This is a genomic window from Streptomyces sp. NBC_00341, assembly GCF_041435055.1.
In the GTDB taxonomy this organism is placed as follows: domain Bacteria; phylum Actinomycetota; class Actinomycetes; order Streptomycetales; family Streptomycetaceae; genus Streptomyces.
Genome location: NZ_CP108002.1, coordinates 3,162,196 through 3,187,031, shown reverse-complemented (window position 1 = coordinate 3,187,031; position 24,836 = coordinate 3,162,196). Strand labels below are relative to the sequence as shown.

The 24,836-nt window shown below is 69.3% G+C and carries 25 protein-coding genes and 1 tRNA gene; 17 read left to right on the top strand and 9 right to left on the bottom strand.

What is annotated here, in order from left to right:
• Nucleotides 1–20: 20 nt before the first annotated feature.
• On the top strand, nt 21–1,388 hold the full coding sequence (locus OG892_RS14270) for an FAD-binding oxidoreductase (RefSeq protein ID WP_073738214.1): 1,368 nt from the start codon (nt 21–23) through the stop codon (nt 1,386–1,388).
• Nucleotides 1,389–1,432: 44 nt separating this feature from the next.
• Here OG892_RS14270 and OG892_RS14265 read toward each other — a convergent pair whose 3' ends face one another.
• Nucleotides 1,433–1,909, bottom strand: coding sequence for an SsgA family sporulation/cell division regulator (locus OG892_RS14265; RefSeq protein ID WP_073738371.1), 477 nt, complete (start codon nt 1,907–1,909; stop codon nt 1,433–1,435).
• A 224-nt stretch (nt 1,910–2,133) separates the two neighbouring features.
• Between OG892_RS14265 and OG892_RS14260 the strand changes: the two genes are divergently transcribed.
• Together OG892_RS14260 and OG892_RS14255 are read left to right on the top strand one after the other, a co-directional pair.
• On the top strand, nt 2,134–3,789 hold the full coding sequence (locus OG892_RS14260) for an RDD family protein (RefSeq protein WP_371629348.1): 1,656 nt from the start codon (nt 2,134–2,136) through the stop codon (nt 3,787–3,789).
• A 112-nt stretch (nt 3,790–3,901) separates the two neighbouring features.
• Nucleotides 3,902–4,573, top strand: coding sequence for an RDD family protein (locus tag OG892_RS14255; RefSeq protein WP_073738216.1), 672 nt, complete (start codon nt 3,902–3,904; stop codon nt 4,571–4,573).
• A 32-nt stretch (nt 4,574–4,605) separates the two neighbouring features.
• Here OG892_RS14255 and OG892_RS14250 read toward each other — a convergent pair whose 3' ends face one another.
• Nucleotides 4,606–4,938, bottom strand: a complete 333-nt coding sequence (locus OG892_RS14250; RefSeq protein WP_371629347.1) for a hypothetical protein — start codon at nt 4,936–4,938, stop codon at nt 4,606–4,608.
• A 369-nt stretch (nt 4,939–5,307) separates the two neighbouring features.
• Between OG892_RS14250 and OG892_RS14245 the strand changes: the two genes are divergently transcribed.
• Nucleotides 5,308–7,707 carry an immune inhibitor A domain-containing protein gene (locus OG892_RS14245; protein WP_199884513.1) on the top strand — a complete coding sequence of 800 codons (2,400 nt, stop codon included), beginning with the start codon at nt 5,308–5,310 and terminating at the stop codon, nt 7,705–7,707.
• Nucleotides 7,708–7,831: 124 nt separating this feature from the next.
• Complete coding sequence (locus tag OG892_RS14240) at nt 7,832–8,164, top strand: hypothetical protein (RefSeq protein ID WP_199884514.1); 333 nt, start codon at nt 7,832–7,834, stop codon at nt 8,162–8,164.
• A gap of 13 nt (nt 8,165–8,177) precedes the next feature.
• On the opposite strand, the gene OG892_RS14235 is transcribed toward OG892_RS14240, so the two are convergent.
• Together OG892_RS14235 and OG892_RS14230 are read right to left on the bottom strand one after the other, a co-directional pair.
• On the bottom strand, nt 8,178–8,762 hold the full coding sequence (locus OG892_RS14235; RefSeq protein ID WP_073738219.1) for an isochorismatase family protein: 585 nt from the start codon (nt 8,760–8,762) through the stop codon (nt 8,178–8,180).
• Nucleotides 8,763–8,847: 85 nt separating this feature from the next.
• Complete coding sequence (locus tag OG892_RS14230) at nt 8,848–10,176, bottom strand: nicotinate phosphoribosyltransferase (RefSeq protein WP_328866917.1); 1,329 nt, start codon at nt 10,174–10,176, stop codon at nt 8,848–8,850.
• Between the two features lie 111 nt (nt 10,177–10,287).
• Here OG892_RS14230 and clpS point away from each other — a divergent pair, with 111 nt between their 5' ends.
• From clpS to OG892_RS14190, 8 genes are all read left to right on the top strand, one after another.
• Entirely contained in the window at nt 10,288–10,593 is a 306-nt protein-coding gene (clpS, locus tag OG892_RS14225) for an ATP-dependent Clp protease adapter ClpS (RefSeq protein WP_018555894.1), read from the top strand.
• A 65-nt stretch (nt 10,594–10,658) separates the two neighbouring features.
• A complete protein-coding gene (locus OG892_RS14220) occupies nt 10,659–11,243 on the top strand; it encodes a DUF2017 domain-containing protein (RefSeq protein WP_073738221.1) in 585 nt (194 codons plus the stop codon).
• Nucleotides 11,244–11,558: 315 nt separating this feature from the next.
• Nucleotides 11,559–12,992, top strand: coding sequence for an amino acid permease (locus OG892_RS14215; RefSeq protein WP_328866918.1), 1,434 nt, complete (start codon nt 11,559–11,561; stop codon nt 12,990–12,992).
• Nucleotides 12,993–13,084: 92 nt separating this feature from the next.
• Nucleotides 13,085–13,516, top strand: a complete 432-nt coding sequence (locus OG892_RS14210; RefSeq protein ID WP_073738223.1) for a Mov34/MPN/PAD-1 family protein — start codon at nt 13,085–13,087, stop codon at nt 13,514–13,516.
• Between the two features lie 133 nt (nt 13,517–13,649).
• Nucleotides 13,650–13,775: a putative leader peptide gene (locus tag OG892_RS14205; protein ID WP_274535170.1), complete on the top strand. Its 126-nt coding sequence runs from the start codon at nt 13,650–13,652 to the stop codon at nt 13,773–13,775.
• A gap of 139 nt (nt 13,776–13,914) precedes the next feature.
• Nucleotides 13,915–14,193 (top strand): MoaD/ThiS family protein, encoded by a 279-nt coding sequence (locus OG892_RS14200; protein ID WP_073738224.1) that lies wholly within the window; start codon nt 13,915–13,917, stop codon nt 14,191–14,193.
• The gene (locus OG892_RS14195) at nt 14,193–15,143 is read left to right on the top strand and encodes a PLP-dependent cysteine synthase family protein (RefSeq protein WP_073738225.1); all 951 of its coding nucleotides are present in this window, start codon (nt 14,193–14,195) and stop codon (nt 15,141–15,143) included. The genes OG892_RS14200 and OG892_RS14195 overlap by 1 nt, the downstream gene beginning before the upstream one ends.
• A 398-nt stretch (nt 15,144–15,541) precedes the next feature.
• A complete protein-coding gene (locus OG892_RS14190; RefSeq protein WP_327337079.1) occupies nt 15,542–16,294 on the top strand; it encodes an MBL fold metallo-hydrolase in 753 nt (250 codons plus the stop codon).
• 78 nt (nt 16,295–16,372) lie between these two features.
• Here the strand turns inward: OG892_RS14190 and OG892_RS14185 are convergent, their stop codons facing one another.
• Nucleotides 16,373–17,623: a PTS transporter subunit EIIC gene (locus tag OG892_RS14185; RefSeq protein WP_073738228.1), complete on the bottom strand. Its 1,251-nt coding sequence runs from the start codon at nt 17,621–17,623 to the stop codon at nt 16,373–16,375.
• Nucleotides 17,624–17,883: 260 nt separating this feature from the next.
• Nucleotides 17,884–19,194, bottom strand: a complete 1,311-nt coding sequence (locus OG892_RS14180) for a PTS transporter subunit EIIC (RefSeq protein ID WP_371629346.1) — start codon at nt 19,192–19,194, stop codon at nt 17,884–17,886.
• A 222-nt stretch (nt 19,195–19,416) separates the two neighbouring features.
• On the opposite strand from OG892_RS14180, the gene OG892_RS14175 reads away from it, so the two are divergent.
• Complete coding sequence (locus OG892_RS14175; protein WP_018517946.1) at nt 19,417–19,650, top strand: glucose PTS transporter subunit EIIB; 234 nt, start codon at nt 19,417–19,419, stop codon at nt 19,648–19,650.
• Nucleotides 19,651–19,771: 121 nt separating this feature from the next.
• On the opposite strand, the gene OG892_RS14170 is transcribed toward OG892_RS14175, so the two are convergent.
• Nucleotides 19,772–21,478: a SpoIIE family protein phosphatase gene (locus OG892_RS14170; RefSeq protein WP_371629345.1), complete on the bottom strand. Its 1,707-nt coding sequence runs from the start codon at nt 21,476–21,478 to the stop codon at nt 19,772–19,774.
• A gap of 128 nt (nt 21,479–21,606) precedes the next feature.
• Here OG892_RS14170 and rph point away from each other — a divergent pair, with 128 nt between their 5' ends.
• From rph to rdgB, 3 genes are all read left to right on the top strand, one after another.
• Entirely contained in the window at nt 21,607–22,344 is a 738-nt protein-coding gene (gene rph / locus OG892_RS14165) for a ribonuclease PH (protein WP_073738230.1), read from the top strand.
• Nucleotides 22,345–22,469: 125 nt separating this feature from the next.
• Entirely contained in the window at nt 22,470–22,862 is a 393-nt protein-coding gene (locus OG892_RS14160) for a hypothetical protein (RefSeq protein WP_073738231.1), read from the top strand.
• 32 nt (nt 22,863–22,894) lie between these two features.
• A complete protein-coding gene (gene rdgB / locus OG892_RS14155; RefSeq protein ID WP_371629344.1) occupies nt 22,895–23,497 on the top strand; it encodes an RdgB/HAM1 family non-canonical purine NTP pyrophosphatase in 603 nt (200 codons plus the stop codon).
• Nucleotides 23,498–23,560: 63 nt separating this feature from the next.
• On the opposite strand, the gene OG892_RS14150 is transcribed toward rdgB, so the two are convergent.
• Nucleotides 23,561–23,644 (bottom strand) — tRNA-Leu (locus tag OG892_RS14150).
• Nucleotides 23,645–23,671: 27 nt separating this feature from the next.
• Entirely contained in the window at nt 23,672–24,694 is a 1,023-nt protein-coding gene (locus OG892_RS14145) for an HNH endonuclease signature motif containing protein (protein WP_371629343.1), read from the bottom strand.
• Nucleotides 24,695–24,836 lie beyond the last annotated feature (142 nt).

Sequence of the window (24,836 nt, the reverse complement as noted above, 5' to 3'; positions counted from 1 at the left end):
CCGGGTGCGAGTCTTGGATCATGGACGATCTTCTCGAACTACTGCGTGCGGGGCTCCCGGCCGAGGCCCTGATCACCGACCCGGACATCACCGCCTCCTACGCCAACGACATGGCGAGTTTCTGCGAGGCGGGCACCCCGGCCGTCGTCGCGCTCCCACGCAACGTCGAGCAGGTCCAGCACGTCATGCGCACCGCCACGGCCCTGCGCGTCCCGGTCGTCCCACAGGGGGCCCGCACGGGCCTGTCGGGCGCCGCCAACGCCTCCGACGGCTGCATCGTGCTCTCCCTGACCAAGATGGACCGCATCCTGGAGATCAGCCCCGTCGACCGGATCGCCGTGGTGGAGCCGGGCGTCATCAACGCGGTGCTGTCCCGCGCGGTCGACGAGCACGGGCTGTACTACCCGCCGGACCCCTCCAGCTGGGAGATGTGCACCATCGGCGGCAACATCGGGACCGCCTCCGGCGGCCTGTGCTGCGTCAAGTACGGGGTCACCGCCGAATACGTCCTCGGCCTCGACGTCGTCCTCGCGGACGGGCGTCTCCTCAGCACCGGCCGCCGCACCGCGAAGGGCGTCGCCGGATACGACCTCACCCGGCTCCTCGTCGGCTCCGAGGGCAGCCTCGGGATCGTCGTCAAGGCCGTGCTCGCGCTCAAGCCGAAGCCGCCCCGGCAGCTCGCGCTGGCCGCCGAGTTCCCCAGCGCGGCCAGTGCCTGCGACGCGATCTGCGCGATCATGGAGCGGGGTCACACCCCGTCACTCCTCGAACTGATGGACCGTACGACAGTCCGAGCCGTCAACAAGATGGCGAACATGGGCCTCCCCGACTCCACGGAGGCGCTCCTGCTCGCCGCCTTCGACACACCGGACCCCGCAGCCGATCTGGCCGCCGTCGCGGAACTCTGCACGGCCGCCGGCGCCACCGAGGTCGTCCCGGCGGAGGACGCGGCCGAGTCCGAAATGCTGCTCCAGGCCCGCCGGATGTCGCTCACCGCGCTGGAGACCGTCAAATCCGCCACGATGATCGACGACGTGTGCGTACCGCGCTCCCAGCTCGGCGCCATGCTGGAGGGCACCGCAGCCGTCGCGGAGAAGTACGACCTCACCATCGGCGTCTGCGCCCACGCGGGCGACGGCAACACCCACCCCGTCGTCTGCTTCGACCACACCGACGCCGACGAGTCCCGGCGGGCCCGCGAGTCCTTCGACGAGATCATGGCGCTCGGCCTCGAACTCGGCGGCACCATCACCGGCGAACACGGCGTCGGCGTCCTCAAGAAGGAGTGGCTCGCCCGGGAACTCGGCGAGGTGAGCGTGGAACTGCACCGGGGCATCAAGCAGGCCTTCGACCCGCTGGGGCTGCTCAACCCGGGCAAGGTGTTCTGACACTCCGGCAAGGTGCTCCGACCGGCGTCCCCCGCCGCGTCCGCTCAACTCTCCCCGTCCTGCGCGTCGTCCGACGGCCACGGATCGCTCATCCACAGGTCGTCGGCCGGCAGCGGCGCCAGCAGTTCCGCGAGGCCCTCGTCGATGCCGAGCCGCTCGGACTCCGTGCCCGGCGGAACCACCCGCAGCGTCCGTTCCATCCAGGCGGCCACGGCGACGGACCCCACCTCCAGGAGGGCGTTGCCGTCGGGCGAGGTCAGCGCCACGCAGATGACGGAGCGTCCGTCGACCTTGGTCGGCCAGATCCGTACGTCCCCGTGCCCGCACGGCCGGAACACGCCCTCCACCAGCAGATCGCGGGCGAACGTCCAGTACACGGGGGCGTCGGAGCCGATGTGGAAGGTGATGTGCACGGCGTACGGGTCCTGGGTCCGATACGTCAGCCGGGCGGGCACCGGGATGCTGCGCTCGGGCGACAGGACCAGCTTGAGCTCCAGTTCGCGTTCCACGACGGTGTGCATGAGGCGTCCCTTCGAGACCTGTGAGCCGGTCCCGCGACCGGCCTTCACAGGGAGAGAGCGCCCTCCCCTCCATCCATTACGCGACTTCGGGGAAAAAAGATTGGCGTGACCGGAAAGTGGCCCAAACACCCGGACCGGCACGGGGGTACGCGGGTGTCTGGTAGATGTGGACCCTTGTACGGAGACCCTTGTACTGAGACTCGAAGAGATACGGGACCACGGTGATGAGCGCCCCAACCCCGGCACCCGGTGACGAAAGCCCCCGCGAGGGGTACTACCCCGATCCGTCCATTCCCGGATACGTCCGGTACTGGAACGGCGCCTCCTGGGTGCCCGGCACGAGCAGGCCCGCCCCGCAGAGCGGCGAGGTGATGCCCTCGGCACCCGACCCGGAGCCGGCAGAGCCGCACCGGCCCGCCCCCGCGCCGGTGGACGAGACCGGTCCGATGTTCTTCGACGAGGAGCCGCTGGACGACGTCCGGTCCGAGCCCTCGCCCGCCTGGCAGGCCGACGTCTCCCGGCAGAACGGCTTCGGCGGCGAGCGCGACCGCCGGGTCTCCTGGGGCGGACAGCCCGGACAGCCCGGACAGCCCGGACAGCCCGGCCCGCAGCCCGTGCAGCCTTCGCGGCAGGGTGAGCAGCTTTCGCAGCAGCCCGTGCAGCCTGTGCAGTCTGTACCGAGTACCGATCCGCGTACGCCCGAGGGCAGTTCCCCGGCAGCCGACACGCCCGGAGACCGCTCCCCGGTGCTGCGTTCCTCCGGTGACCGCTCGCCCGCCGTCCGGCGGAGCGCCGAGCTTGCTCCGGTGGACCCGCGCCTGCCCATGCCGCCGGGCCCGGATGCGGCCCCGGCCCCGGCCTCAGAGCCGGCCGCCGGTGCGCTGCCGGGTATGCGGGACGGCGGTGACCGGGCGGAGAACACCGTCGCCATCCGGGTCGCCCGGTCCGGTCGCTCAGGTCGCTCCGGCGGTTCCGGCAGCGGTGACCGCGACGCGCAGGAGCCGCCCGCCGAGGGCACGATGACGATCCGTGCGATCGGCCCGGCCGTCCCGGCAGCCCCGGCCGCCCCACAGACCACCGCGCCGGGCCCCGCGCAGCAACAGGGGCCCGCGTTCCCCCAGCAGGCTCAGGCACCCCAGCAGGCTCGGACACCTCAACAGGCTCAGACACCCCGGCAGATTCAGGCGCCTCAGCAGGCCCGCCAGCCTCAGCAGGCCCGCCAGCCTCAGCAGGCCCAGCAACCCCCGCAGACCTACCAGCCCCCGCAAGCTCAGCAGCCCCCGCAGGCTCAGGCACCCCAACAGACACCCCAACAGGCTCAAGGGGCCGATCAGCCCGTCGTGCCTTGGAAGCCTCCGGTGAACGACCACTTCCAGCAGCTCGCGGCGGCCCAGTCGGCCGCCCGTCCGGCCGCGCTCGGCAAGAGGTTGGCCGCCCGGCTCATCGACACCGTCGTGCTGGGCGCGCTCGTCGGCGCCGTCGCCTTCCCCCTCGCGACCCGGGCCACGGACCACATCAACGAGAAGATCGACGCGGCCAAGCTGTCCGGTCAGACGGTCACCGTCTGGCTGCTGGACTCCACCACCGCCGGTCTGGCCGCCGGGGTCCTGGTCGCGTTCCTGGTGCTGGGCGTCCTCCTGGAGGCGCTGCCGACCGCGAAGTGGGGCCGTACGCTCGGCAAGAAGCTCTGCGGACTCGGCGTACGGGACATCGAGTCCGGCTCGGCGCCCACCTTCGGCGCCTCCCTGCGCCGCTGGCTGGTCTACGGCGTGCTGGGCCTCCTGGCGGTCGGTGTGCTCAACGTGCTCTGGTGCCTGATCGACCGGCCGTGGCGGCAGTGCTGGCACGACAAGGCGGCCCGCACCTTCGTGGCCGGCTGAGGGGACCCGCACGGCTGACGGCTCATCGGGTGATGGGCCGTCGGACGGATCCCGTTCCCCCGAAAGAACCTCAGCCGTTGCGGGCGCCCGTGCGGCGGGGTGCACTGCCCCCATGAGCAACGATCAGCCGACGTCCGGCCAGCCGCCAGAGGACGACCCGTTCCTCAAGAAGCCGCACGAGCCCCAGCCGCCGTCGGGCTCGCCCTACGACAGCGCGCCGCCGCCTCCGCCGTACGACCCCGGCCCCTACGGCGGGGGCCAGTCCGGGGGCGCGGATCCGCTGGCGGGGATGCCGCCGCTCGCCGAGCCCGGCAAGCGCGTCCTGGCCCGGCTGATCGACTTCCTGATCATCTCGATCCCGCTGTACCTGATCTCGCTGCCCTGGGGCGGCGCGGTGGAGGTGTCGAACGACAACAACGGCAACGACGACGTCGGTGACATCTTCGCCCAGACGTACAGCGGCCATCAGCTGATCTGGTCGCTGATCGGCCTGGTGATCTACGTCGGGTACGACACGTACTTCACGCACAAGGACGGCCGCACACCCGGCAAACGGCTGCTGAAGCTGCGGGTCGCGATGCTCAACGACGGCAGCGTGCCGGACACCGGCAGTTCCTTCCTGCGGGCCGTGGTGCTGTGGCTGCCGGCGCTGCTGTGCTGCCCGTGCCTGTGGTGGCTGATCAACATCGTGCTGATGTTCACGGACAAGCCGTACCGGCAGGCACTGCAGGACAAGGCGGGCAAGACGGTGGTGGTGACCACCAACGGCCGCAACACGGCTTGAGGCAGCCGCAACACGGCCAGGTACGGACGCCGTCAGCGCCGTAGTGAGTGCTCGCCCACCCGCGCGGAGGCGGAGGTGCGCGCGGCCGGGATCGTGCGCTGTACCTGACCCACGGCGCGGTCCCCGGGCTCTTGGGCCGGGCGGGCGTCCTGGTGCGCGGAGGCCGTGGCCCCGGTGGGCGGCGTCCTGCGGCGCGTCGGCGCGGGCACGGTGACGGCCACCAGCAGGCCGAGCGCGAGCCCGGCCGCAGCGATCACGGCGATGCCCAGGTCCGAACTCGTGCGGAACAGCAGCAGCATGGCGAGGGTCGAGAAGACGACGGTGACCGAACCGTAGGAGAGCTGTGCAGCAGTAGGACGCGGCATGGCGTTATCCGTCCTCGGGACGTCGGATGGGCGGTCTCTCAACACGGTCGCGCTGTCAAGCGACTCTACGACGGTGGATGCCCTCGCGGAACGGCTAGTAAGCATGACCTAACCCACAGTGCCGGTGCACGGGGGGCGCACGGAGTCATTCTCTGCGCCAATCACGCTCTTCGGCGCGCCGGTTGGGTGTGACGTGGTCGTCCGGATACCGGAAATGTGCTCCTGCATAGTGCACTTGGTCTGTTCAAGTCAAGGTCTGTCTTTTCTCTCGTAACTCCGGTCGAATGTCGTCACTTGTGACGCGTTTCCGCGCGCGGCCCTCTCACACCCCCAGGCCGCAGTCGCGGGCGCCGGGGAGGACTGCATCACGTGATCATTAACAGACGGGCGCTTCGCACCGGAGCGGTTGTCGTGGCCATGGCCGCGACCGCCGCCACCGCATCCGCCTTCGCCACCGCTCAGGCTGATGACAAAGCGTCAGGCGTCGCTGCCTCCGCTGTCGACCGCCGGGACCCGGGGTCGAACGAGGGCAACGCGCACAACCTGGAAGGCCCGTTCAGCAAGCAGCAGGACGCTCAGCGTCAGGCCGCGCTCGAACAGGTCATATCCGGCGACAAGAAGGTGTCGACGCGCGGCGGTTCCAACGTCGTCAAGCTCGACGACAAGAAGTACGTCGAGCTCGGCCGCGAGAAGACCGACAAGATCTTCACCATCCTGGTGGAGTTCGGCGACAAGGTCGACAACACGACCATGTTCGACCCGGACGGCGACGGCCCCAAGCCCGCCGTCCCGAAGTACGGCGGCACGGCGGGACCGGCGCACAACAAGATAGCCAAGCCGGACCCCAAGAAGGACAACAGCACCGCCTGGCAGGCCGATTACAACCAGGCCCACTTCCAGGACCTGTACTTCGGCACGGGCGCCGGCAAGAACTCGCTCAAGACGTACTACGAGAAGACGTCCTCCGGGCGCTACTCGGTGGACGGCGAGGTCTCCGACTGGGTCAAGGTCCCGTACAACGAGGCCCGCTACGGCTCGAACTGGTGCGGTTCGACCAACTGCGCCAACGCCTGGGACATGATCAAGGACGGCACCAACGCCTGGGCCGCCGACCAGAAGGCCAAGGGCCGTACGCCGGAGCAGATCAAGACGGATCTCGCCCAGTACGACCAGTGGGACCGTTACGACTTCGACGGTGACGGCAACTTCAACGAGCCCGACGGCTACATCGACCACTTCCAGATCGTGCACGCCGGCGAGGACGAGTCCGCCGGCGGCGGCGTCGAGGGCACCAACGCCATCTGGGCGCACCGCTGGTACGCCTACGGCACGGACGCCGGCGCGACCGGCCCGGCCGAGAACAAGGCCGGCGGCACCCAGATCGGTGACACCGGCATCTGGGTCGGTGACTACACCGCGCAGCCCGAGAACGGCGGCCTGGGCGTCTTCGCCCACGAGTACGGCCACGACCTCGGCCTGCCGGACCTCTACGACACGACCAACACCGCCGAGAACTCGGTCGGTTTCTGGTCCCTGATGTCGGCCGGTTCCTGGCTCGGCACCGGTAAGAACAGCATCGGTGACCTGCCCGGCGACATGACCGCCTGGGACAAGCTCCAGCTGGGCTGGCTGAACTACGCCGAGGCCAAGGCCGCGACGAAGTCCACCCACAAGCTGGGCGTGTCCGAGTACAACACCAAGGACAAGCAGGCGCTCGTCGTCACGCTGCCCGACAAGGCCGTCACCACCGATGTCACGGCGCCCGCGGAGGGTGCCAAGCAGTGGTGGAGCGACATGGGTGACAACCTCAGCAACACCCTGTCCCGCCCGGTCGACCTCACCGGCAAGTCCAAGGCCTCCCTCGACCTCGCCGGCTGGTGGGACATCGAGGCGGACTACGACTACCTCTACACCGAGGTCTCCGACAACGGCGGCACCAGCTGGACCGCGATCGACGGCACCGCCGACGGCAAGGCGATCCCGCGCGACGCCAGTGACAAGCCGGCCCTGACCGACGTCTCCGGCAAGTACCAGAAGCTCTCCTACTCGCTGGACGCCTACGCGGGCAAGAAGATCGACGTCCGCTTCCGCTACGCCACCGACGGCGGCGCGGGCGGTGTGGGCTTCGCGGCCGACACCATCGCGGTCAACGCCGACGGTGCCGCGCTCTTCACGGACAACGCCGAGGGCGACGACAACGGCTGGACCGCCAAGGGCTTCTCGCGGGTCGGCAAGTCGTTCACCAAGGACTACCCGCAGTACTACCTCGCGGAGAACCGCCAGTACGTCAGTTACGACCAGACCCTCAAGGTCGGCCCGTACAACTTCGGCTTCGCGAACACCCGTCCGGACTGGGTCGAGCACTTCCCGTACCAGAACGGTCTGCTCGTCTGGCTGTGGGACACCTCGCAGAAGGACAACAACGTCTCGGTCCACCCGGGCAAGGGCCTGATCCTGCCGGTCGACGCGCACGCCAAGCCGCTGAAGTGGGCGGACGGCACGGTCATCCGCAACAAGATCCAGCCCTTCGACGCACCGTTCAGCTGGTACCCCACCGACGGCTTCACGCTGCACCTCGGTGACGTGGCCACGAAGATCAAGCCGCAGTTCGGCGTCCCGGTCTTCGACGACCATAAGGGAACCTACTGGTACAAGGAGAACAAGACCGGAAGCGTGCAGGTCGCTGACACCAACACCCGGATCTCGATCATCAGCGAGCCGCTCAGCGGCTCCACGATGACCGTCCGGGTGGGCGCCTCGCACAAGTAATCCGGTAACACCGCAGGTCAGAGCATGATCGGCCGTCGCCCTCTAGCGGGCGGCGGCCGATCGTGTTTAGGTGCCTCTTGTTCTGTTCCTTATTGACACGATGTCTCACGGGGGAGTGCGGAGTATGGCAGGCGGAGGATTCAGCAAATTGCCGAACGGCAGCGTGGTCGTCGCGATCACCCTGTCGAGCCCGGCGCAGAGCGTGGGGCCGGACACCCCGGTCCGCGTCCTGGTGCACGCGGCGAACCGGGCCCGCGCACTGACCCGGCTGCGTAATCTGGGCCTGCGCGCCGTCTACCTCCGCGGCAACGCGGAACCGCCCACCCCGGACGAGATCACCGCCGTCCTGCACCATCCCGACGGCGTTCTGTGGCGCGCGAGACCCGAGCGGGCCCAGGAACTCTGGCACCCGATCCGGGCGCTCCTGAGGCCCGCCCTGCCGGCCCGGCAGAGCTGACCGGCTCTTCCCGCTACACGACAGGCTTGCCGGCGAGCACCACGCCCGCCTCCCGCAGCTCCGTCAGCGCCCGGTCCGTGGTCGCCTTTGCGACGCCCGCGGTCAGATCGAGCAGCACGTGCGTGCCGAAGCCCTCCCGGACGGCGTCCAGCGCGGTGGCCCGGACGCAGTGGTCGGTGGCGATACCGACCACGTCGACCGACTCCACCCCGCGGTCGCGCAGCCACTCGGCCAGCCCCACACCGTTCTCGTCCAGGCCCTCGAAGCCGCTGTACGCCGCCGCGTACGCCCCCTTGTCGAACACCGCGTCGATGGCCCCGGAGGCGACCGCGGGCGCGAAGTTGGGGTGGAAGCCCACCCCCTCCGTACCGGCCACGCAGTGCGGCGGCCAGGAGTGCTCGAAGTCCGGCGCGGAGGAGAAGTGCGCGCCGGGGTCGATGTGGTGATCACGGGTGGCCACCACATGTCGGTAGCCGGGCTGGGCCTCACCGATCAGGTCCGTGATGGCGGCGGCGACATCGGCACCCCCCGCCACCGCGAGGCTCCCGCCCTCACAGAAGTCGTTCTGAACGTCCACGACGATCAAGGCGCGGTGCATGGCGGGTGTCCTTAGGTGGGGGAGGGGGAAGAGCGGCGGCTACGGGGATGGCCCCGAGCCTAGGGCCATCAGGCCCGTCCGCGCCTCATACGTACTCGGTGGGAAGAACCGGCTCGCCCCGCGACAGCTGCATCGCGGACATCGGCAGCCCCGCCCGTGCCGTGATGTGCCGCTCCCGGGCCGCGTCCAGCGGCTCCCGGGCGACCACCTCGCCGCCCCGGACCAGCTCCACCAGCAGCTGCCGGCCGGCCAGCTCCGGCGGCACCGGGCCGGTGCCGATCACCTCGGCCTCGGCCACCCCGTCCTCGTCCAGCCGGCGCGCCGCCCACTTGCGGCCGCCGATGGACGTCTTCGCGCCCAGCGACTTCTTGGCCACCGGACGCAGCGGGTCCGCCGGATCGGCCGAGGTCGCCCGCGCCACCAGCTTGTAGACCATCGAGCAGGTGGGCTGCCCGCTGCCGGTCACCAGCTGCGTGCCGACCCCGTACGCGTCCACCGGCGCGGCGGCCAGCGAGGCGATGGCGTACTCGTCCAGGTCCGAGGTCACCACGATCTTCGTGTCCGTCGCGCCCAGCTCGTCCAGCTGCTGGCGCACCCGGTGCGCGACCAGCAACAGGTCGCCGGAGTCGATCCGGACGGCGCCCAGCTCGGTACCGGCGACCTCGACCGCCGTACGGACCGCCGCCGTCACGTCGTACGTGTCGACCAGCAGCGTCGTGTCGCGCCCCAGCGAGTCGACCTGGGCCCGGAACGCGTCGCGCTCGGAGTCGTGCAGCAGGGTGAAGGCGTGGGCGCTCGTCCCGACGGTCGGGATGTTGTAGCGGAAGCCCGCCGCCAGGTCGGAGGTGGTGTCGAAGCCGCCGATGTACGCGGCACGGGCCGAGGCCACCGCCGACAGCTCATGGGTGCGCCGCGCGCCCATCTCGATCAGCCCCCGGCCGCCCGCCGCCGACGACATCCGCGAGGCCGCGGCGGCGATCGCCGAGTCGTGGTTGAGGATCGACAGGATCACCGTCTCCAGCAGCACGCACTCCGCGAAGGAGCCCTCGGCCCGCAGGATCGGCGAGCCGGGGAAGTACACCTCGCCCTCCGGGTAGCCCCAGATGTCCCCGCTGAAGCGGAAATCGGCCAGATAGTCGAGCGTCGGGGCGTCGACGACGTTCTGGTCGCGCAGGAAGGCGAGCATCTCGTCGTCGAAGTGGAAGTTCTCGACCGCGTCCAGGACCCGCCCGGTGCCCGCGACGACGCCGTAGCGCCGCCCCTCGGGCAGCCGGCGGGTGAACGCCTCGAAGACCGAGCGCCGGTCGGCGGTGCCGGCCTTCAGCGCGGCCTGCACCATCGTGAGCTCGTACTGGTCGGTGAAGAGCGCTGTCGAGGGCACACCGACCCGTCGCCCAAGGTCCGCAGAGTTCATGCCGGGGATGCTACCCCTATTTCGTCAAAGTGACGAGATGGGGGTGGTGGGCCCGGCGCGGTGCCGGGCCCGTTTGTGCGATGCCCCCTCCCGGGTGGCAGCATGGGGTAGGTGAGCGTCGCCCCCGTAGAGATCGAACGTCCCGAATCGGCCGAGGAGAACCTCGTTGTCCCCGAGCCCGACGTCCCCTGGGTGACGCTGGTCCACAACGACCCGGTCAACCTGATGAGCTACGTCACCTATGTCTTCCAGGCCTACTTCGGCTATTCGAAGGACAAGGCCCACAAGCTCATGCTCGACGTCCACCAGAAGGGCCGCGCCGTCGTCTCCAGCGGAAGCCGCGAGGAGATGGAGCGCGACGTCCAGGCGATGCACGGCTACGGGCTCTGGGCCACACTCACCCAGGACCGCAACTAGCACCGCGGCTCCCCTCGCTCCGCCCTGTCCCGCCCCGCACGCCCGACCACCATCGGAGAAAACCCATGGCCGGCCACTTCGAGGCCACCCCCGGCGGCGGCGCGGCCGTCGCGCTCGACGAGGTGGAGACCGCGATCCTGCGCTCCCTCGCCGTCCAGCTGCTGGAGCTCATCGGCCCCGGCGACGAACCCGTCGAGGGCGAGGACCCGCTCGCCGCGCTCTTCGCCGAGGGGCCCAGCGAGCCGCCCAGCGACCCCGCCCTGGCCCGCCTCTTCCCCGAGGCCTACGGCGACAAGGACGACGAACTGCGCGCCGCCTCCGCCGAGTTCCGCCGCTTCACCGAGAACGACCTGCGCACCCGCAAGCGCGACGACGCCCTCGTGGTCGTACGCACCCTGGACGGACTCTCGCCCGTCGGGGAAGGCGGCGCCGTGCTCCGGCTCGACGCGGGGGAGTGCCGCAGCTGGCTGGGGACCCTGAACGACCTGCGGCTCACCATCGGCGCCCGGCTGGAGGTCTCCGACGAGGACGGCGGCGAGGAGGGCTCGCTCTACCGGCTCCCCGACAGCGACCCGCGCAAGCCCATGGTTATGGCCTACCTCTGGCTGGGCGGCCTCCAGGAAACGCTCATCGAGACGCTGATGCCGTAACGCGCACACGCGCACCACCAGCACGTGTTCGCTCAACGGACGCTCAAATCCGAATAACGATCGCGTCACCCGATCAGCCTTTTTTGCGATGCCTGAACACCGATGTCCGCTTCTTCTTGTGGTATGCGCCACATGATGTCCGACGAGCCCCCGTGATGCCCGTGATAGATCTTCACGACCACTCGGGGACGCCACCCCTGTCCCCGACGGCGCTATCGACCGGTCACCACCGGCGGCACTCCATCCATATCCGGGGGGATCAGGACCTGATCCGCAGTCGCGAGGCGCGGATCAGCATGGAGAAAGGCGCACCTCATGACATCGGCGAAGGTCGAAAAGGGACCGGAAGAACCACCGGCCGCAGCCGCGGAGACCACCTCGGCCGAGGGCTACCAGCGCGCCCTCGGGGCACGTCAGATCCAGATGATCGCCATCGGCGGGGCCATCGGCACCGGCCTCTTCCTCGGCGCGGGCAAGGCCATAGCCAAGGCAGGACCCAGTCTCGTCCTGGCCTACGCGATCGCGGGCCTGGTGATCTTCTTCATCATGCGGGCCCTGGGCGAACTCCTCATGTACCGCCCGGTCGCGGGCTCCTTCTCCGAGTACGCCCGTGAATTCGTCGGGCCCTTCGCGGGCTTCGTCACCGGCTGGACGTACTGGCTGTTCTGGGTCGTCACCGGAATCACCGAAGTCACCGCAGCGGCCCAGTACATGACGTTCTGGTTCAGCATTCCGCAATGGGTCTCCGCACTGATCTTCACGGTCATTCTCTACGGCGTGAACCTCATCTCCGTGAAGCTCTTCGGCGAACTCGAATTCTGGTTCTCGATGGTCAAGGTCACCGCCATCGTCGGCATGATCCTCATCTGCGCCGGAATCCTCACCCTCGGCTTCTCCGACGCCGGCGACACCGCGTCCGTCACCCACCTCTGGGCCGACGGCGGCTTCTTCCCGCACGGCATCAAGGGCACCCTGATGACCCTGCAGATCGTGATGTTCGCCTTCCTCGCCGTCGAACTCGTCGGCGTCACCGCGGGCGAGTCCAAGGACCCGAAGACCGTGCTGCCCAAGGCCATCAACACCGTGCCGTGGCGCATCGCCGTCTTCTACATCGGCGCGCTCGTCATGATCCTCTCGGTGGTCCCCTGGACCGAGTTCTCGCCGGACGTCTCCCCGTTCGTCGAGGCCTTCCAGAAGATGGGGCTCGGCCTCGGCGCGGGCATCGTCAACTTCGTCGTCCTGACCGCGGCGCTCTCGTCCTGCAACTCCGGGATGTACTCCACCGGCCGCATGCTGCGCGACCTCGCGCTCAACGGCCAGGGCCCGAAGGTCTTCACCCGGCTGACCAGGAGCGGCACCCCGCTCGTCGGCACCACCGTCTCGGCCGCCCTGATGCTCGTCGGCGTCTGGATCAACTACCAGTGGCCCGGCGACGCCTTCACCTACGTCGTCTCCTTCGCCACCATCTCCGGCATGTGGGCCTGGATCATGATCCTGGTCAGCCAGCTCCGCTACCGCCGCCTGGCCGACCGCGGAGTCCTCCCGCAGTCCAGCTTCCGGGCCCCCGGAGCCCCGTACACCAGCGTCTTCGCGCTCGCCTTCCTCGGCCTGGTCATCGTGATGATGGGCATCGACAAGGATGCCCGGATCTCGCTGTACTGCGCCCCCCTGTGGGCCCTGATCCTGGGCGTCTCCTACCTGGTCCTCAAGGCCCGCAACCCCGCGAACAAGGCCTTCACCGGCCGCTGAGCCCTGCGCCCGCGACCCGGGCACTTCCACGATGCGGGCCACCGCGTACCACCCCTCGGTACGCGGTGGCCCGTCGTCCTATCCTGGGCGCCATGCTGACCATCACCCAGGCGCTGTACGACCAGATCGTCGCGCACTCCCGCGCCGACCACCCCGACGAGGCGTGCGGCGTGGTCGCCGGGCCGGCCGGAACGGGCCGCGCCGAACGCTTCATCCCCATGCTCAACGCGGCCCGCTCGCCCACGTTCTACGAATTCGACTCGGCCGACCTCCTCAAGCTCTACCGCGACATGGACGACCGCGACGAGGAGCCCGTGATCGTCTACCACTCGCACACCGCGACCGAGGCCTACCCCTCCCGCACCGACGTCACCTACGCCAACGAACCGGGCGCCCACTACGTCCTGGTATCGACCGCCGACACCGACGGGGCCGGGCCCTTCCAGTTCCGCTCGTACCGGATCGTGGACGGCGAGATCACCGAGGAGGACGTCGAGGTCGTCGACGCCCACGACGCCGCCTGAGCCGGGCCACCGGCACCCGCGGCACCGGCCGGACAGGGCCGCCACCCCGGCCCTGTCCACCTGTCGAACACCGACCATCCATCAGGTGAGATCACATTCCAGATTCCGGACCGGGAATCGATACGATGAGCCCATGGTTCTCCATGACGTGAGCGACAAGACGCCGGGCATGCTGCTCGTGGCGCGCCTGCACGTCGATCTGTGCCGGCTCTCCAGCGCGATCTGTACGAACCGCCGGGCCGCCGGCCGCGAGGCCTGAGCCGGGCCGGAGTCAGGCGCCGCCGGCCGGGGCGCCACCCGCACACGTACCGCCCCACACCCGTTCCACCCCCGCGCGGGGGCAGAGCCGCGTGCCCCACGCCCACCGTCACCACTCCGCTTCGACAGGAGCCCACGCCATGGCCATCGAGGTCCGCATCCCGACCATCCTCCGCACCTACACCGACGGCGCCAAGGCCGTCGAGGCCAGCGGAGCGACCCTCGCCGACCTCTTCACGGACCTGGAAAGCCGCCACACCGGCATCCGTGAGCGCATCGTCGACGGCGACCAGCTGCGCCGCTTCGTGAACGTGTACCTCAACGACGAGGACGTCCGCTTCCTCGACGGCATCTCCACCAAGCTCAGCGACGGCGACAGCGTCACCATCCTCCCGGCCGTCGCCGGCGGCATGAACTGATGCGCTACGACAGCCCGCTCGCCGCAGTGGGCAACACCCCGCTCGTCCGCCTGCCGCGGCTGTCACCGTCGGACGACGTCCGCATCTGGGCCAAGCTGGAGGACCGCAACCCCACCGGCTCGATCAAGGACCGTCCCGCGCTCCACATGGTCGAGCAGGCCGAGAAGGACGGCCGGCTCACCCCCGGCTGCACCATCCTCGAACCCACCAGCGGCAACACCGGCATCTCGCTCGCCATGGCGGCGAAGCTCAAGGGCTACCGCATCGTCTGCGTGATGCCGGAGAACACCTCGCAGGAACGGCGCGACCTCCTCACCATGTGGGGCGCCGAGATCATCCCCTCCCCGGCGGCGGGCGGCTCCAACACCGCCGTCCGCGTCGCCAAGGAGCTGTCGGCGCAGCACCCGGACTGGGTGATGCTCTACCAGTACGGCAACCCCGACAACGCGGGCGCCCACTACGCCACCACCGGCCCGGAGATCCTCACCGACCTCCCCTCCATCACGCACTTCGTGGCGGGCCTCGGCACCACCGGAACGCTCATGGGCGTCGGCCGCTACCTGCGGGAGAACGTCGAGGGCATCAGGATCGTCGCCGCGGAGCCGCGCTACGACGACCTGGTCTACGGCCTGCGCAACCTCGACGAGGGCTTCGTCCCCGAGCTGTACGACGCCTCGGTCCTCACCACCCGCTTCTCCGTCGGCTCGGCCGACGCCGTCACCCGCACCCGCGAACTCCTCCAGCAGGAGGGCATCTTCGCGGGCGTCTCCACCGGCGCCGCGCTGCACGCCGCGATCGGCGTGGGCAACAAGGCGGTCAAGGCCGGTGAGCGCGCCGACATCGTCTTCGTCGTCGCGGACGGCGGCTGGAAGTACCTGTCGACGGGCGTCTACACCGCGCCCACGACGGAGGCGGCGATCGAAACGCTGCACGGCCAGCTCTGGGCGTAGGCCCACACGCTGTAACGCACCCCGGACGCCGGGGGCCAGGACCCGTATCGGTCCGGGCCCCCGGCGTCCGCCGTTTCCGGGGACTCCGCCCCCGCACCCCCGCTCCTCAATCGCCGGAGGGGCTTGAGTTCCCGGCCTCGCCGGCGTTTGAGGCGCGGGGTCCGGGGCGGAGCCCCGGACGGGAAGGGGCGGGGAACAGGCCCGCCGCAGGCGCACCTCCCGCCTGCCGCGCCCCCAGGGGCGCCCCCCTTCCATCGAACCGGTGACAGCGCAGGTGAGTTCCCCCACAACGGCCCGCCGCAAAGGAGCGACCAGCTCTTTCGCGCCTTACGCTCAACAAACCGCTCCACGAACCGCACGAACCCTCCCCGTTCCCACGTCTCGGAGGTTCACGCTCCATGAAGCTCACCGTCGTCGGATGCTCCGGCTCGTTCCCGTCAGCGGGATCAGCCTGTTCGAGCTACCTCGTAGAGGCCGACGGCTTCAGGCTGCTCCTCGACATGGGCAACGGCGCCCTCGGCGAGCTGCAGCGCCATGTCGGTCTCTACGACCTCGACGCCATCTTCCTCAGCCATCTCCATGCCGATCACTGCATCGACATGTGCGCGTACTTCGTCGTCCGCTACTACCCGCACGAGGGCGGACGCCCGGCCCCCATCCCGGTCTACGGACCCGACGGCACCGAGCAGCGGCTCACCACCGCCCACGCCGACACCCCGTCCGACCACGCGATGGGCGAGGTCTTCGACTTCCACACGCTGAAGCCGGGCTCGTTCGAGATCGGCCCCTTCTCGGTCCGTACGGAGAAGCTCCGCCACCCCGTCGAGACGTTCGGCATCCGGATCGAGCACGGCGGCAGCTCGCTCACGTACTCCGGCGACACCGGCCCCTGCGAGGCCCTGGACGAGCTGGCCGAGGGCGTCGACCTCTTCCTCTGCGAGGCGTCGTTCGTCCACGGCAAGGAGGACATCCCGGACCTCCACCTGAATGGCCGCCAGGCGGGCGAGTTCGCCGCCCGCGCCGGGGCGGGGCGCCTGGTCCTCACGCACATCCCGCCGTGGACCGACGCCGGCCGCAACCTCTCCGACGCCCGCGAGGTCTTCGACGGCCCGAGCGAGCTGGCGGTACCGGGCGCGGTCTACGAGATCTGACGGCGCCGGCCCCGTACGCACGACGGAGCCCTCACCTTCCGCCGGGAAGGTGAGGGCTCCGTCGTGTACCGACCGGGCTTACGCCTTGGTCAGGTCCTCGACCTCTTCCTCGGGCTCACGGCCCGGGGTGGTGAGGTTGAACTTGGTGATGGCGAAGCGGAACAGCACGTAGTAGAGCGCTCCGAAGACGAGACCGATCGGGATGATCAGCCACGGCTTGGTCGCCAGGTTCCAGTTCAGCGCGTAGTCGATGAAGCCCGCGGAGAAGGTGAATCCGGCGTGCACGCCGAGCGCCCAGGTGACGGCCATCGAGATGGCGGTCAGGACGGCGTGGATCGCGTAGAGCACCGGCGCGATGAACATGAACGAGAACTCGATCGGCTCGGTCACACCGGTGACGAACGAGGTCAGCGCGAGGGAGATCATCATGCCCATCACGGCCTTGCGGCGCTCGGGGCGAGCGGCGTGGGCGATGGCGATGGCGGCGGCCGGGAGGCCGAACATCATGATCGGGAAGAAGCCCGACATGAACTGGCCCGAGGTCGGGTCACCGGCGAAGAAGCGGTTCAGGTCGCCGTGCACGACGGCGCCGGTGGCGTCCGTGAAGTCACCCAGCTGGAACCACGAGACCGTGTTGACGAACTGGTGCATGCCGACGGGCAGCAGCGCGCGGTTGATCAGGCCGAAGAGTCCGGCACCGAAGGAACCGAGACCGGTCATCCACTGGCCGAAGTCGGCTATGACGTCGCCGATGGGCTCCCAGACCAGGCCGAAGAACACACCGAAGATCACACCGACGAAGGCCATGATGATCGGGACGAGCCGCCGGCCGTTGAAGAAGCCCAGCCAGTCCACCAGCCTGGTGCGGTGGAACTTCTGCCACAGGATCGCCGTGACGAGACCCATCAGGATGCCGCCGAGGACACCGGGGTTGTTGTACGTCGCCGCGGTGTCCGCGCCCTTCTGGATCACCGCTTCGGTGACCGGGAAGGCCTTGAGGACATTGCTGTAGACCAGGAAGCCGACGAGCGCGGCCAGCGCGGTGGAGCCGTCCGACTTCTTGGCGAACCCGATCGCGACACCGATACAGAAGAGCATCGGGAGGTTGTCGAAGACCGCGCCACCCGCCGTGGCGAACACGGACGCGACCTTGTGCCAGCCGAGCCCGTCGTCACCGAAGACGTCGGGCTGGCCGAGGCGGAGCAGGATGCCCGCGGCCGGCAGCACGGCGATCGGCAGCTGGAGGCTGCGCCCCACCTTCTGCAGGCCCTGGAACAGGCCGGAGCCCCGCTTCTTCGCGGGGGCCGCCGTAGCGGTGGCCGTACTCATCAACTTCCTCCAGTAGGCAAGGCGCCGCCAGGGACAGGGTTTTTTTGGTGGGCGACGACTCAAGAAACGTGGCAGAACGCCACGTGGTCTGGACCACTCAGTGGTGTAGACCAGTTTTAGCACGGTGAGGGTTAGATAAGGAACCTGCAATTTGCGACTACTTCGCAGTGGCCGTCGCACACGCAACGTGACATGCCGAAGGCCCCCGGACCGAGGGTCCGGGGGCCTTGGCGGTACGGGCTACGACCCCGTACCAGCGGCTACTTCGTGAGGTTGCTCTCGATTTCTTCCTCCACCTCGTCGGGCTCCCGGCCCGGGGTCTGGAGGTTGAACCTGATGATCGCGAACCGGAAGATCGCGTAGTACACCACGGCGAAGCCCAGCCCGATCGGGATGATCAGCCATGGTTTGGTGGCCAGACTCCAGTTGATGACGTAGTCGATCAGACCCGCCGAGAAGCTGAAGCCGTCCTTCACCCCGAGCGCCCACGAGAGCGCCATCGACACACCCGTCAGCACCGCGTGGATCGCGTACAGCACGGGCGCGACGAACAGGAACGAGTACTCGATCGGCTCCGTGATTCCCGTCACGAACGACGTCAGGCCGACCGACACCATCAGGCCCCCGACCGCCTTGCGGCGATGCGGCTTCGCGCAGTGGTAGATCGCCAGCGCGGCCGCCGGCAGGGCGAACATCATGATCGGGAAGAACCCGGTGGTGAACTGACCGGCCGTCGGGTCGCCCGCCAGGAACCGGTTGATGTCACCGTGCACGACCGTCCCGTCCGGCTTGGTGAAGTCGCCGAACTGGAACCAGACGAAGGTGTTGAGGAACTGGTGGAGGCCGAAGACGAGCAGGGCCCGGTTGGCCAGGCCGAAGATGCCGGAGCCCAGCCAGTTCAGGTCCACCAGCCACTCGGAGAAGCTCGTCAGGCCGTCACCCACCGGCTGCCACACCCAGGCGCAGAGGGCCGCGAAGAGCAGGCCGACGAAGGCCATGATGATCGGGACGAGTCGGCGGCCGTTGAAGAAGCCCAGCCAGTCCACCAGCTTGACCCGGTGGAACCGCTGCCAGAACCAGGCCGCCATCAGCCCCATCACGATCCCGCCGAACACCCCCGGGTTCTGGTACTCGGCCGCCGTCACCTGCGCGTCACCCGTGACACACGTACCGAACCAGACGCCGCCCGACACGAACGTCGAACCCTCGTCGCAGTCCACCGGGAAGGCGTGCAGCACCGCGTAGTAGACGAGGAAGCCCGTCACCGCCGCCAGCGCCGTCGAACCGTCCGACTTCTTCGCCATCCCGATCGCCACGCCGACGCAGAACAGCAACGGAAGACCGAGCCCCGAGTCGAGCAGCGCCCCGCCGGCGGCGGCGAACACCTTGGCGAGGTTGTTCCAGCCCAGGCCCTCGTCACCGAACACGTCCGGCTGGCCGAGCCGGTTGAGGATGCCCGCCGCGGGCAGCACGGCGATCGGGAGCTGAAGGCTGCGCCCCATCTTCTGCAGGCCCTGGAACAGACCGTTCCACCACTGCTTCTGTGGGATCGCTGCGCTGCTCGAGCTCATCGGCGTCCTCCCGGAACAAGGCACAATTGGGGGTTGTTGCACACTGGTGTAGACCAGTTGCGGTACGGTGCGGAGCCCGCCCGGAAGACAGGGCGCCGGTGATCGTCATCATTGGCGATGGCTCGGCTGCCCGCCCGTGAAGTTGGGCCAACCGTGCGTTACCGTGACGAAACGGACCCATGGTGGGCCGTCACATGTACGTGAAGAACCAGGGAGAAGGCCATGGCCAGCAAGGCTGAGAAGATCGTCGCCGGGCTCGGCGGAATCGAGAACATCGAAGAGGTCGAAGGCTGCATCACCCGCCTCCGCACCGAGGTCATCGACCCGAGCAAGGTCGACGAAGCCGCGCTCAAGGCCGCCGGTGCCCACGGCGTCGTCAAGATGGGCACCGCGATCCAGGTCGTCATCGGCACCGACGCGGACCCCATCGCCGCCGACATCGAAGACATGATGTGACCCACCGCTGAACCCCCCGGGCCCCCGCCCGGACGCCGCAGGCCCCGCCCCACCAGGACGGGGCCTGCGGCGTACCCACGCATCCCGTCCCCTGCCCCCCGTTCCCCGTCCCCGTCCCCGGTCAGCGCACCCGGACCGCCAGGATCGCCACGTCGTCCGAGGCCTCACCGTCGTCCAGGCACGCCTCCACCAGGTGCTCGCACAGATCACCCACCTCGGAGGGCGCCGCCAGCGCCGCCGTCCGCAGACGCTCCAGCCCCACCCCCAACTCCTCCCCGCGCCGCTCCACCAGACCATCCGTGTACAGCACCAGCAACGCCCCCGGCGGCAGCTCGAACTCGTCCGCCTCCGCGTCCCACTCGTCCACCACACCCAGCGGAACCCCCTGCCCCGCACGCAGGAACCGCGCCCCCGAATGGTCCACCAGCAACGGCGGACAATGACCGGCCGACGCCACCACCGCCCGGCGCTCCCGCGGATCCACCGTCATGTACAGCACCGTCGCCAGGTCCGTCAGCGCCATGTCCTGGCTCAACGCGTTCAGATCCGACAGCACCGCCACCGGATCCTCCCCCTCCACCAGCGCGTAACTGCGCAACGCCGTCCGCAACTGCCCCATCGCCGTCGCCGCGCGCAACCCCTTGCCCATCACGTCACCCAGCGCCAGCCCCGCCTTCCCGCCCGGCAGCGCCATCACGTCGTACCAATCACCCCCGGCCTGCATCCCCCGCGCCCCCGGCAGGCTGCACGCGGCGACCTGCACCCCGGCGATCTCCGGCAACTCCTGCGCCAGCATCGACTGCTGGAGCGTCCCCGCGATCCGGCGCTCACGCTCGTACAGCAGATTGTTCTCGACCATCTGACCCGCGAACCGGCAGTACGTCCCCACCAGCTGCCGCTGCCGCAGCGTGGGCCGCCCCGGCTCCCGCCACGCCCAGGCCACCACTCCCAGCCGACGGCCCGACGAGGTGCTCAGCGCCAGCGCGTACACCCGACGGAACCCCGCCGCGCGCGCCAGCTCCCGCATGCCCGGCGTACAGGACGGATCGGTCTCCACGTCCTCCACGATCAGCGCGCCCCCCGCCGCCTCCGCCTCGTCGACCAGGAAGCGCCCCGGCGGCAGCCCCTCCACCGCCTCACGCACCGACCGCACATCCGCCGGCATCCCGTACAGCGCACGCGTTCGCATCAGCGAACCGTCCTCGTCCCGCAGCCGCGCCACACCCATGTCCGCCCGCAACAGCCGCGCACCCTCACCCAGCACCTGATGCAGCGTGCCGTCCACGCTGTCGTGGTCCGTCAGCCGCTCCGTGAGACCGTGCACCCAGGTGGCGTCCTCCAACTGCTCGGCCAGCCTGCGGTTCACCTCGTCCAGATCATCGGCCGACCGCCGCTGCTGCGAGACGTCGTGCAGGAACGCGACGGCCAGCGGCAGCTCACCGGGGCCGAAGTCCAGCGGCACGGCACTGATGTCCAGCCACAGCGCCCGCTCGCCCTCCGGCATGTACCGCACCTCCGCCCGCGCCGGACGGCGCAGACCCAGCGCCACCCCGAGCGGCGATTCGGCGAACCGCATCGGCTCGCCGTTGCGGTCGCTGAAGGACGTGGCCGCCCGCGCCAGCCCGCCCGGCTCCGACGGCACCGGCGCCCCGAACAGCTCCGCCAGCCGCCCGTTCGCGTACACCGTCGTCGCCCCCCGCTCGGCGGAAGCGATGACGATCCCATGCGGCGCACCCTCCAGGACCTGGACGGACGCGAGGTGGTCCGCCAGGGGCAGACGCGGTGCGGCGGGCTGCGGCCGGATTGCCTGACTGGAAGGGAGGGGCATCAGGATCTTCCCGTGAGTGGACAGTTAGATACTAAAAGCTTTAGCAAACTCACAGTAAAGACGGAAAGGCTGAACGTCCCCGGGCATCGGGCCAAAGGTCACTCCACCCGCCGGATAGGCTTCCGCCCATGTCTCGTATCGACGGCCGCACCCCCGACCAGCTCCGCCCCGTCACCATCGAACGCGGATGGAGCAAGCACGCCGAAGGATCCGTACTCGTCTCCTTCGGCGACACCAAAGTCTTCTGCACCGCCTCCGTCACCGAAGGCGTCCCGCGCTGGCGCAAGGGCAGCGGCGAAGGCTGGGTCACCGCCGAGTACTCCATGCTGCCCCGCTCCACCAACACCCGCGGCGACCGCGAATCCGTACGCGGCAAGATCGGCGGCCGCACCCACGAGATCAGCCGCCTCATCGGCCGCTCGCTGCGCGCGGTCATCGACTACAAGGCCCTCGGCGAGAACACCATCGTCCTGGACTGCGACGTCCTCCAGGCCGACGGCGGCACCCGCACCGCCGCCATCACCGGCGCCTACGTCGCCCTCGCGGACGCCATCACCTGGGCCCAGGGCAAGAAGATCATCAAGCACGGCCGCAAGCCGCTGACCGGCACCGTCTCCGCCATCAGCGTCGGCATCGTCGACGGCACCCCCCTCCTCGACCTCTGCTACGAGGAGGACGTCCGCGCCGAGACCGACATGAACGTCGTCTGCACCGGCGACGGCCGCTTCGTCGAGGTCCAGGGCACCGCGGAGGCCGAGCCCTTCGACCGCGCCGAACTGAACGCCCTCCTCGACCTCGCCACCGCCGGCTGCGTCGACCTCGCCGCGTTCCAGAACGACGCCCTGGCCCGCACCCTCGGCGCCTGAGGGCCTGCCCGGCCGGTCAGGTAAAGAAGCAACCAAGTCCCCACGCACAGCGTCGATACGAGTACGGGCGCACGGGTCGAACCGTGCGCCCGTCCGCGTATCCGCACCCGGGGAGGGACCACACCATGGCCGCGCGCCACCGACGCCACCGCACCGCACTGGTCATCATCACCGCAACTCTCACCGTCACCGCCGCGGCCGGCTGCGGGGCGCTCGACAAGGCGATCGACTGCGTACAGACCGCCGACGCCATCGCCACCAGCGTGAACAACCTCCAGCAGGCCGTCACGAACGCCTCGAACGACCCCAGCCAGGCCTCCGAAGCCCTCGACGACATCGAGAAGGAGCTCGGCAACCTCGGGGACAAGTCCGACAACGCCGACCTCAGCAAGGCCGTCGACGACCTCCGGGACGGCGTCGGCAACGTCCGCGACTCCATAGACAAGGGCGACGAGACCCCCGACATCACCCCGGTCACCGACGCGGCCAAGGAGATCGGCAAGGTCTGCACCCCGTAACCAGGGATGCCGGTGGCGGCGATAATCGACCCATGACCCGCCTCATCCTCGCCACCCGCAACGCCGGGAAGATCACCGAACTCCACGCGATCCTCGCCGACGCAGGCCTCACCCACGAACTCGTCGGCGCGGACGCGTACCCCGAGATCCCCGACGTCAAGGAGACCGGCGTCACCTTCGCCGAGAACGCCCTCCTCAAGGCCCACGCCCTCGCGCAGGCCACCGGCCACCCCGCCATCGCGGACGACTCCGGCCTCTGCGTCGACGTGCTCGGCGGCGCCCCCGGCATCTTCTCCGCCCGCTGGTCCGGCACCCACGGCGACGACCTGGCCAACCTGGACCTGCTCCTGGCCCAGCTCTCCGACATCGACGCCCCGCACCGCGCCGCCCACTTCGCCTGCGCCGCCGCCCTCGCGCTCCCCGACGGCACGGAACGCGTGGTCGAGGGCCGCCTGCCCGGCACCCTGCGCCACACCCCGGCCGGCACCCACGGCTTCGGCTACGACCCGATCCTCCAGCCGGACGGCGAGACCCGCACCTGCGCGGAAATGACCCCGGCGGAGAAGAACGCGATCAGCCATCGGGGGAAGGCGTTCCGGGCGTTGGTTCCGGTGGTGCGGGAGTTGGTGGGGTGACGCTCCCCCGTGAACGCCGCAGGCCCGGCTCACTTCCGCAGTGAGCCGGGCCTGTCGCCGGGGTGCGCGAGGAGGGACTCGAACCCTCACGCCACTAGGGCACTGGTACCTAAAACCAGCCTGTCTAACCAATTCCAGCACTCGCGCGTCTCCGGCAGTCTACAAGGGGAGGGGTCACAGCCCCGAGGAGAATCGTGCGCCCGTCTCCTTAGGACGTCGGTTCCGGCACCATGTCTCGGTGAGCGCATGGCAATTGGGGCAGAGGTAGCGAAGGTTCTCGGCCCGGTTGTCGAGCCAATCGCCATTTATGTGGTCGATCTGAAGCGTGAAGGACTGCTTCAGCCAGCTGCCCCGATTCCCACAGGACTCACAGCGGTACACGACTCCGATCTCTTGCAGGGCCTGGTGAAGCCTGTCCCGTTTCGTGCGTCCTGACCCTTGCGGTTTGACTACCAAGGTCGTCGGTGCGATTGCCTTCGGCTCGCGCACCTGGGTCGAAGCCCAGGTGCGTCGCGTGAAATGGCTCGTGTCGAGCTCCAGCTGAAGGACCTTGCGTCGCACGCGGCGGTGGTTCGAGTCCTTTACCTCAAGGCCGAGTGCACGCATGACGTCCGCGTAGCTGCTGGCTAGAGGAACGGCGTCCCGCAGGGCGTCCTCGGGGATCGCGAGGCGGGCATTACGGAAGTGCGAGGTGTCGATGCCTCTCCTGCGTAGTAGGCCCGCCAGTGCTGAGCGTGACTGGCTGTCGTCACCCATTCCCAGGCCGCGCGCCACTCCTCGGATGCTGTCGGCGGCGGCCGTGGCCGCCTGTAGCTCCTCTGTGGTGAACACCAAGTCCAGACGCGGACGGTTCATGCCAGGGAAGTGGCTGACATCGATTCCCGCGGCTGCGATGCGGCGGCTGATGTGGGAGAGCGTGCCACTGGCGGGTGGTGCACCAAGCTTGGTGACGACCTCGCGTAGCGACGAAGAAGACGCGACGGCCGCTGCAATGGCCGCGTCCGGATACTTTTGCCACGGGCTGCGCTTCTTGAAGTGGGACGTATCCAGACCATGTTCGGCTACCTTCCCCTGCAGCACGAGTCGCTGGCCCCCACTCTTCTTGAGCCCGAGTCGACTCATCAGGTCCGTCCAGTTCTTCGCCTCGGCGATGGCCCTGGCGAGCCGCTCCCGCTCGTACACGTACTGGCCCGACACGTTCCCCTCCGCATCCGGCCGCCTGTTCGCAGCCTCGTACGGAACAACGAACCGCTTATCGGAGAGTCACGTCCGATATCCGACAAGATGCGGAATGGCCCGTCCCGCTTCGGCGACAACCGAAGCGGGACGGGCCATTCCC

What these genes read in the sequence shown, in the direction of transcription:
- OG892_RS14265 (WP_073738371.1), bottom strand. Translation starts at nt 1,909, where the DNA reads ATGCACACCGTCGTGGAACGCGAACTGGAGCTCAAGCTGGTCCTGTCG.
- rdgB (WP_371629344.1), top strand. Translation starts at nt 22,895, where the DNA reads ATGACCCGCCTCATCCTCGCCACCCGCAACGCCGGGAAGATCACCGAA.
- OG892_RS14200 (WP_073738224.1), top strand. Translation starts at nt 13,915, where the DNA reads ATGGCCATCGAGGTCCGCATCCCGACCATCCTCCGCACCTACACCGAC.
- OG892_RS14180 (WP_371629346.1), bottom strand. Translation starts at nt 19,194, where the DNA reads ATGAGCTCGAGCAGCGCAGCGATCCCACAGAAGCAGTGGTGGAACGGT.
- OG892_RS14195 (WP_073738225.1), top strand. Translation starts at nt 14,193, where the DNA reads ATGCGCTACGACAGCCCGCTCGCCGCAGTGGGCAACACCCCGCTCGTC.
- OG892_RS14185 (WP_073738228.1), bottom strand. Translation starts at nt 17,623, where the DNA reads ATGAGTACGGCCACCGCTACGGCGGCCCCCGCGAAGAAGCGGGGCTCC.
- OG892_RS14250 (WP_371629347.1), bottom strand. Translation starts at nt 4,938, where the DNA reads ATGCCGCGTCCTACTGCTGCACAGCTCTCCTACGGTTCGGTCACCGTC.
- OG892_RS14170 (WP_371629345.1), bottom strand. Translation starts at nt 21,478, where the DNA reads ATGCCCCTCCCTTCCAGTCAGGCAATCCGGCCGCAGCCCGCCGCACCG.
- OG892_RS14220 (WP_073738221.1), top strand. Translation starts at nt 10,659, where the DNA reads ATGGCCGGCCACTTCGAGGCCACCCCCGGCGGCGGCGCGGCCGTCGCG.
- OG892_RS14175 (WP_018517946.1), top strand. Translation starts at nt 19,417, where the DNA reads ATGGCCAGCAAGGCTGAGAAGATCGTCGCCGGGCTCGGCGGAATCGAG.
- OG892_RS14270 (WP_073738214.1), top strand. Translation starts at nt 21, where the DNA reads ATGGACGATCTTCTCGAACTACTGCGTGCGGGGCTCCCGGCCGAGGCC.
- OG892_RS14160 (WP_073738231.1), top strand. Translation starts at nt 22,470, where the DNA reads ATGGCCGCGCGCCACCGACGCCACCGCACCGCACTGGTCATCATCACC.
- OG892_RS14230 (WP_328866917.1), bottom strand. Translation starts at nt 10,176, where the DNA reads ATGAACTCTGCGGACCTTGGGCGACGGGTCGGTGTGCCCTCGACAGCG.
- OG892_RS14240 (WP_199884514.1), top strand. Translation starts at nt 7,832, where the DNA reads ATGGCAGGCGGAGGATTCAGCAAATTGCCGAACGGCAGCGTGGTCGTC.
- OG892_RS14260 (WP_371629348.1), top strand. Translation starts at nt 2,134, where the DNA reads ATGAGCGCCCCAACCCCGGCACCCGGTGACGAAAGCCCCCGCGAGGGG.
- OG892_RS14190 (WP_327337079.1), top strand. Translation starts at nt 15,542, where the DNA reads ATGAAGCTCACCGTCGTCGGATGCTCCGGCTCGTTCCCGTCAGCGGGA.
- rph (WP_073738230.1), top strand. Translation starts at nt 21,607, where the DNA reads ATGTCTCGTATCGACGGCCGCACCCCCGACCAGCTCCGCCCCGTCACC.
- OG892_RS14205 (WP_274535170.1), top strand. Translation starts at nt 13,650, where the DNA reads ATGGTTCTCCATGACGTGAGCGACAAGACGCCGGGCATGCTGCTCGTG.
- OG892_RS14210 (WP_073738223.1), top strand. Translation starts at nt 13,085, where the DNA reads ATGCTGACCATCACCCAGGCGCTGTACGACCAGATCGTCGCGCACTCC.
- OG892_RS14215 (WP_328866918.1), top strand. Translation starts at nt 11,559, where the DNA reads ATGACATCGGCGAAGGTCGAAAAGGGACCGGAAGAACCACCGGCCGCA.
- OG892_RS14255 (WP_073738216.1), top strand. Translation starts at nt 3,902, where the DNA reads ATGAGCAACGATCAGCCGACGTCCGGCCAGCCGCCAGAGGACGACCCG.
- OG892_RS14235 (WP_073738219.1), bottom strand. Translation starts at nt 8,762, where the DNA reads ATGCACCGCGCCTTGATCGTCGTGGACGTTCAGAACGACTTCTGTGAG.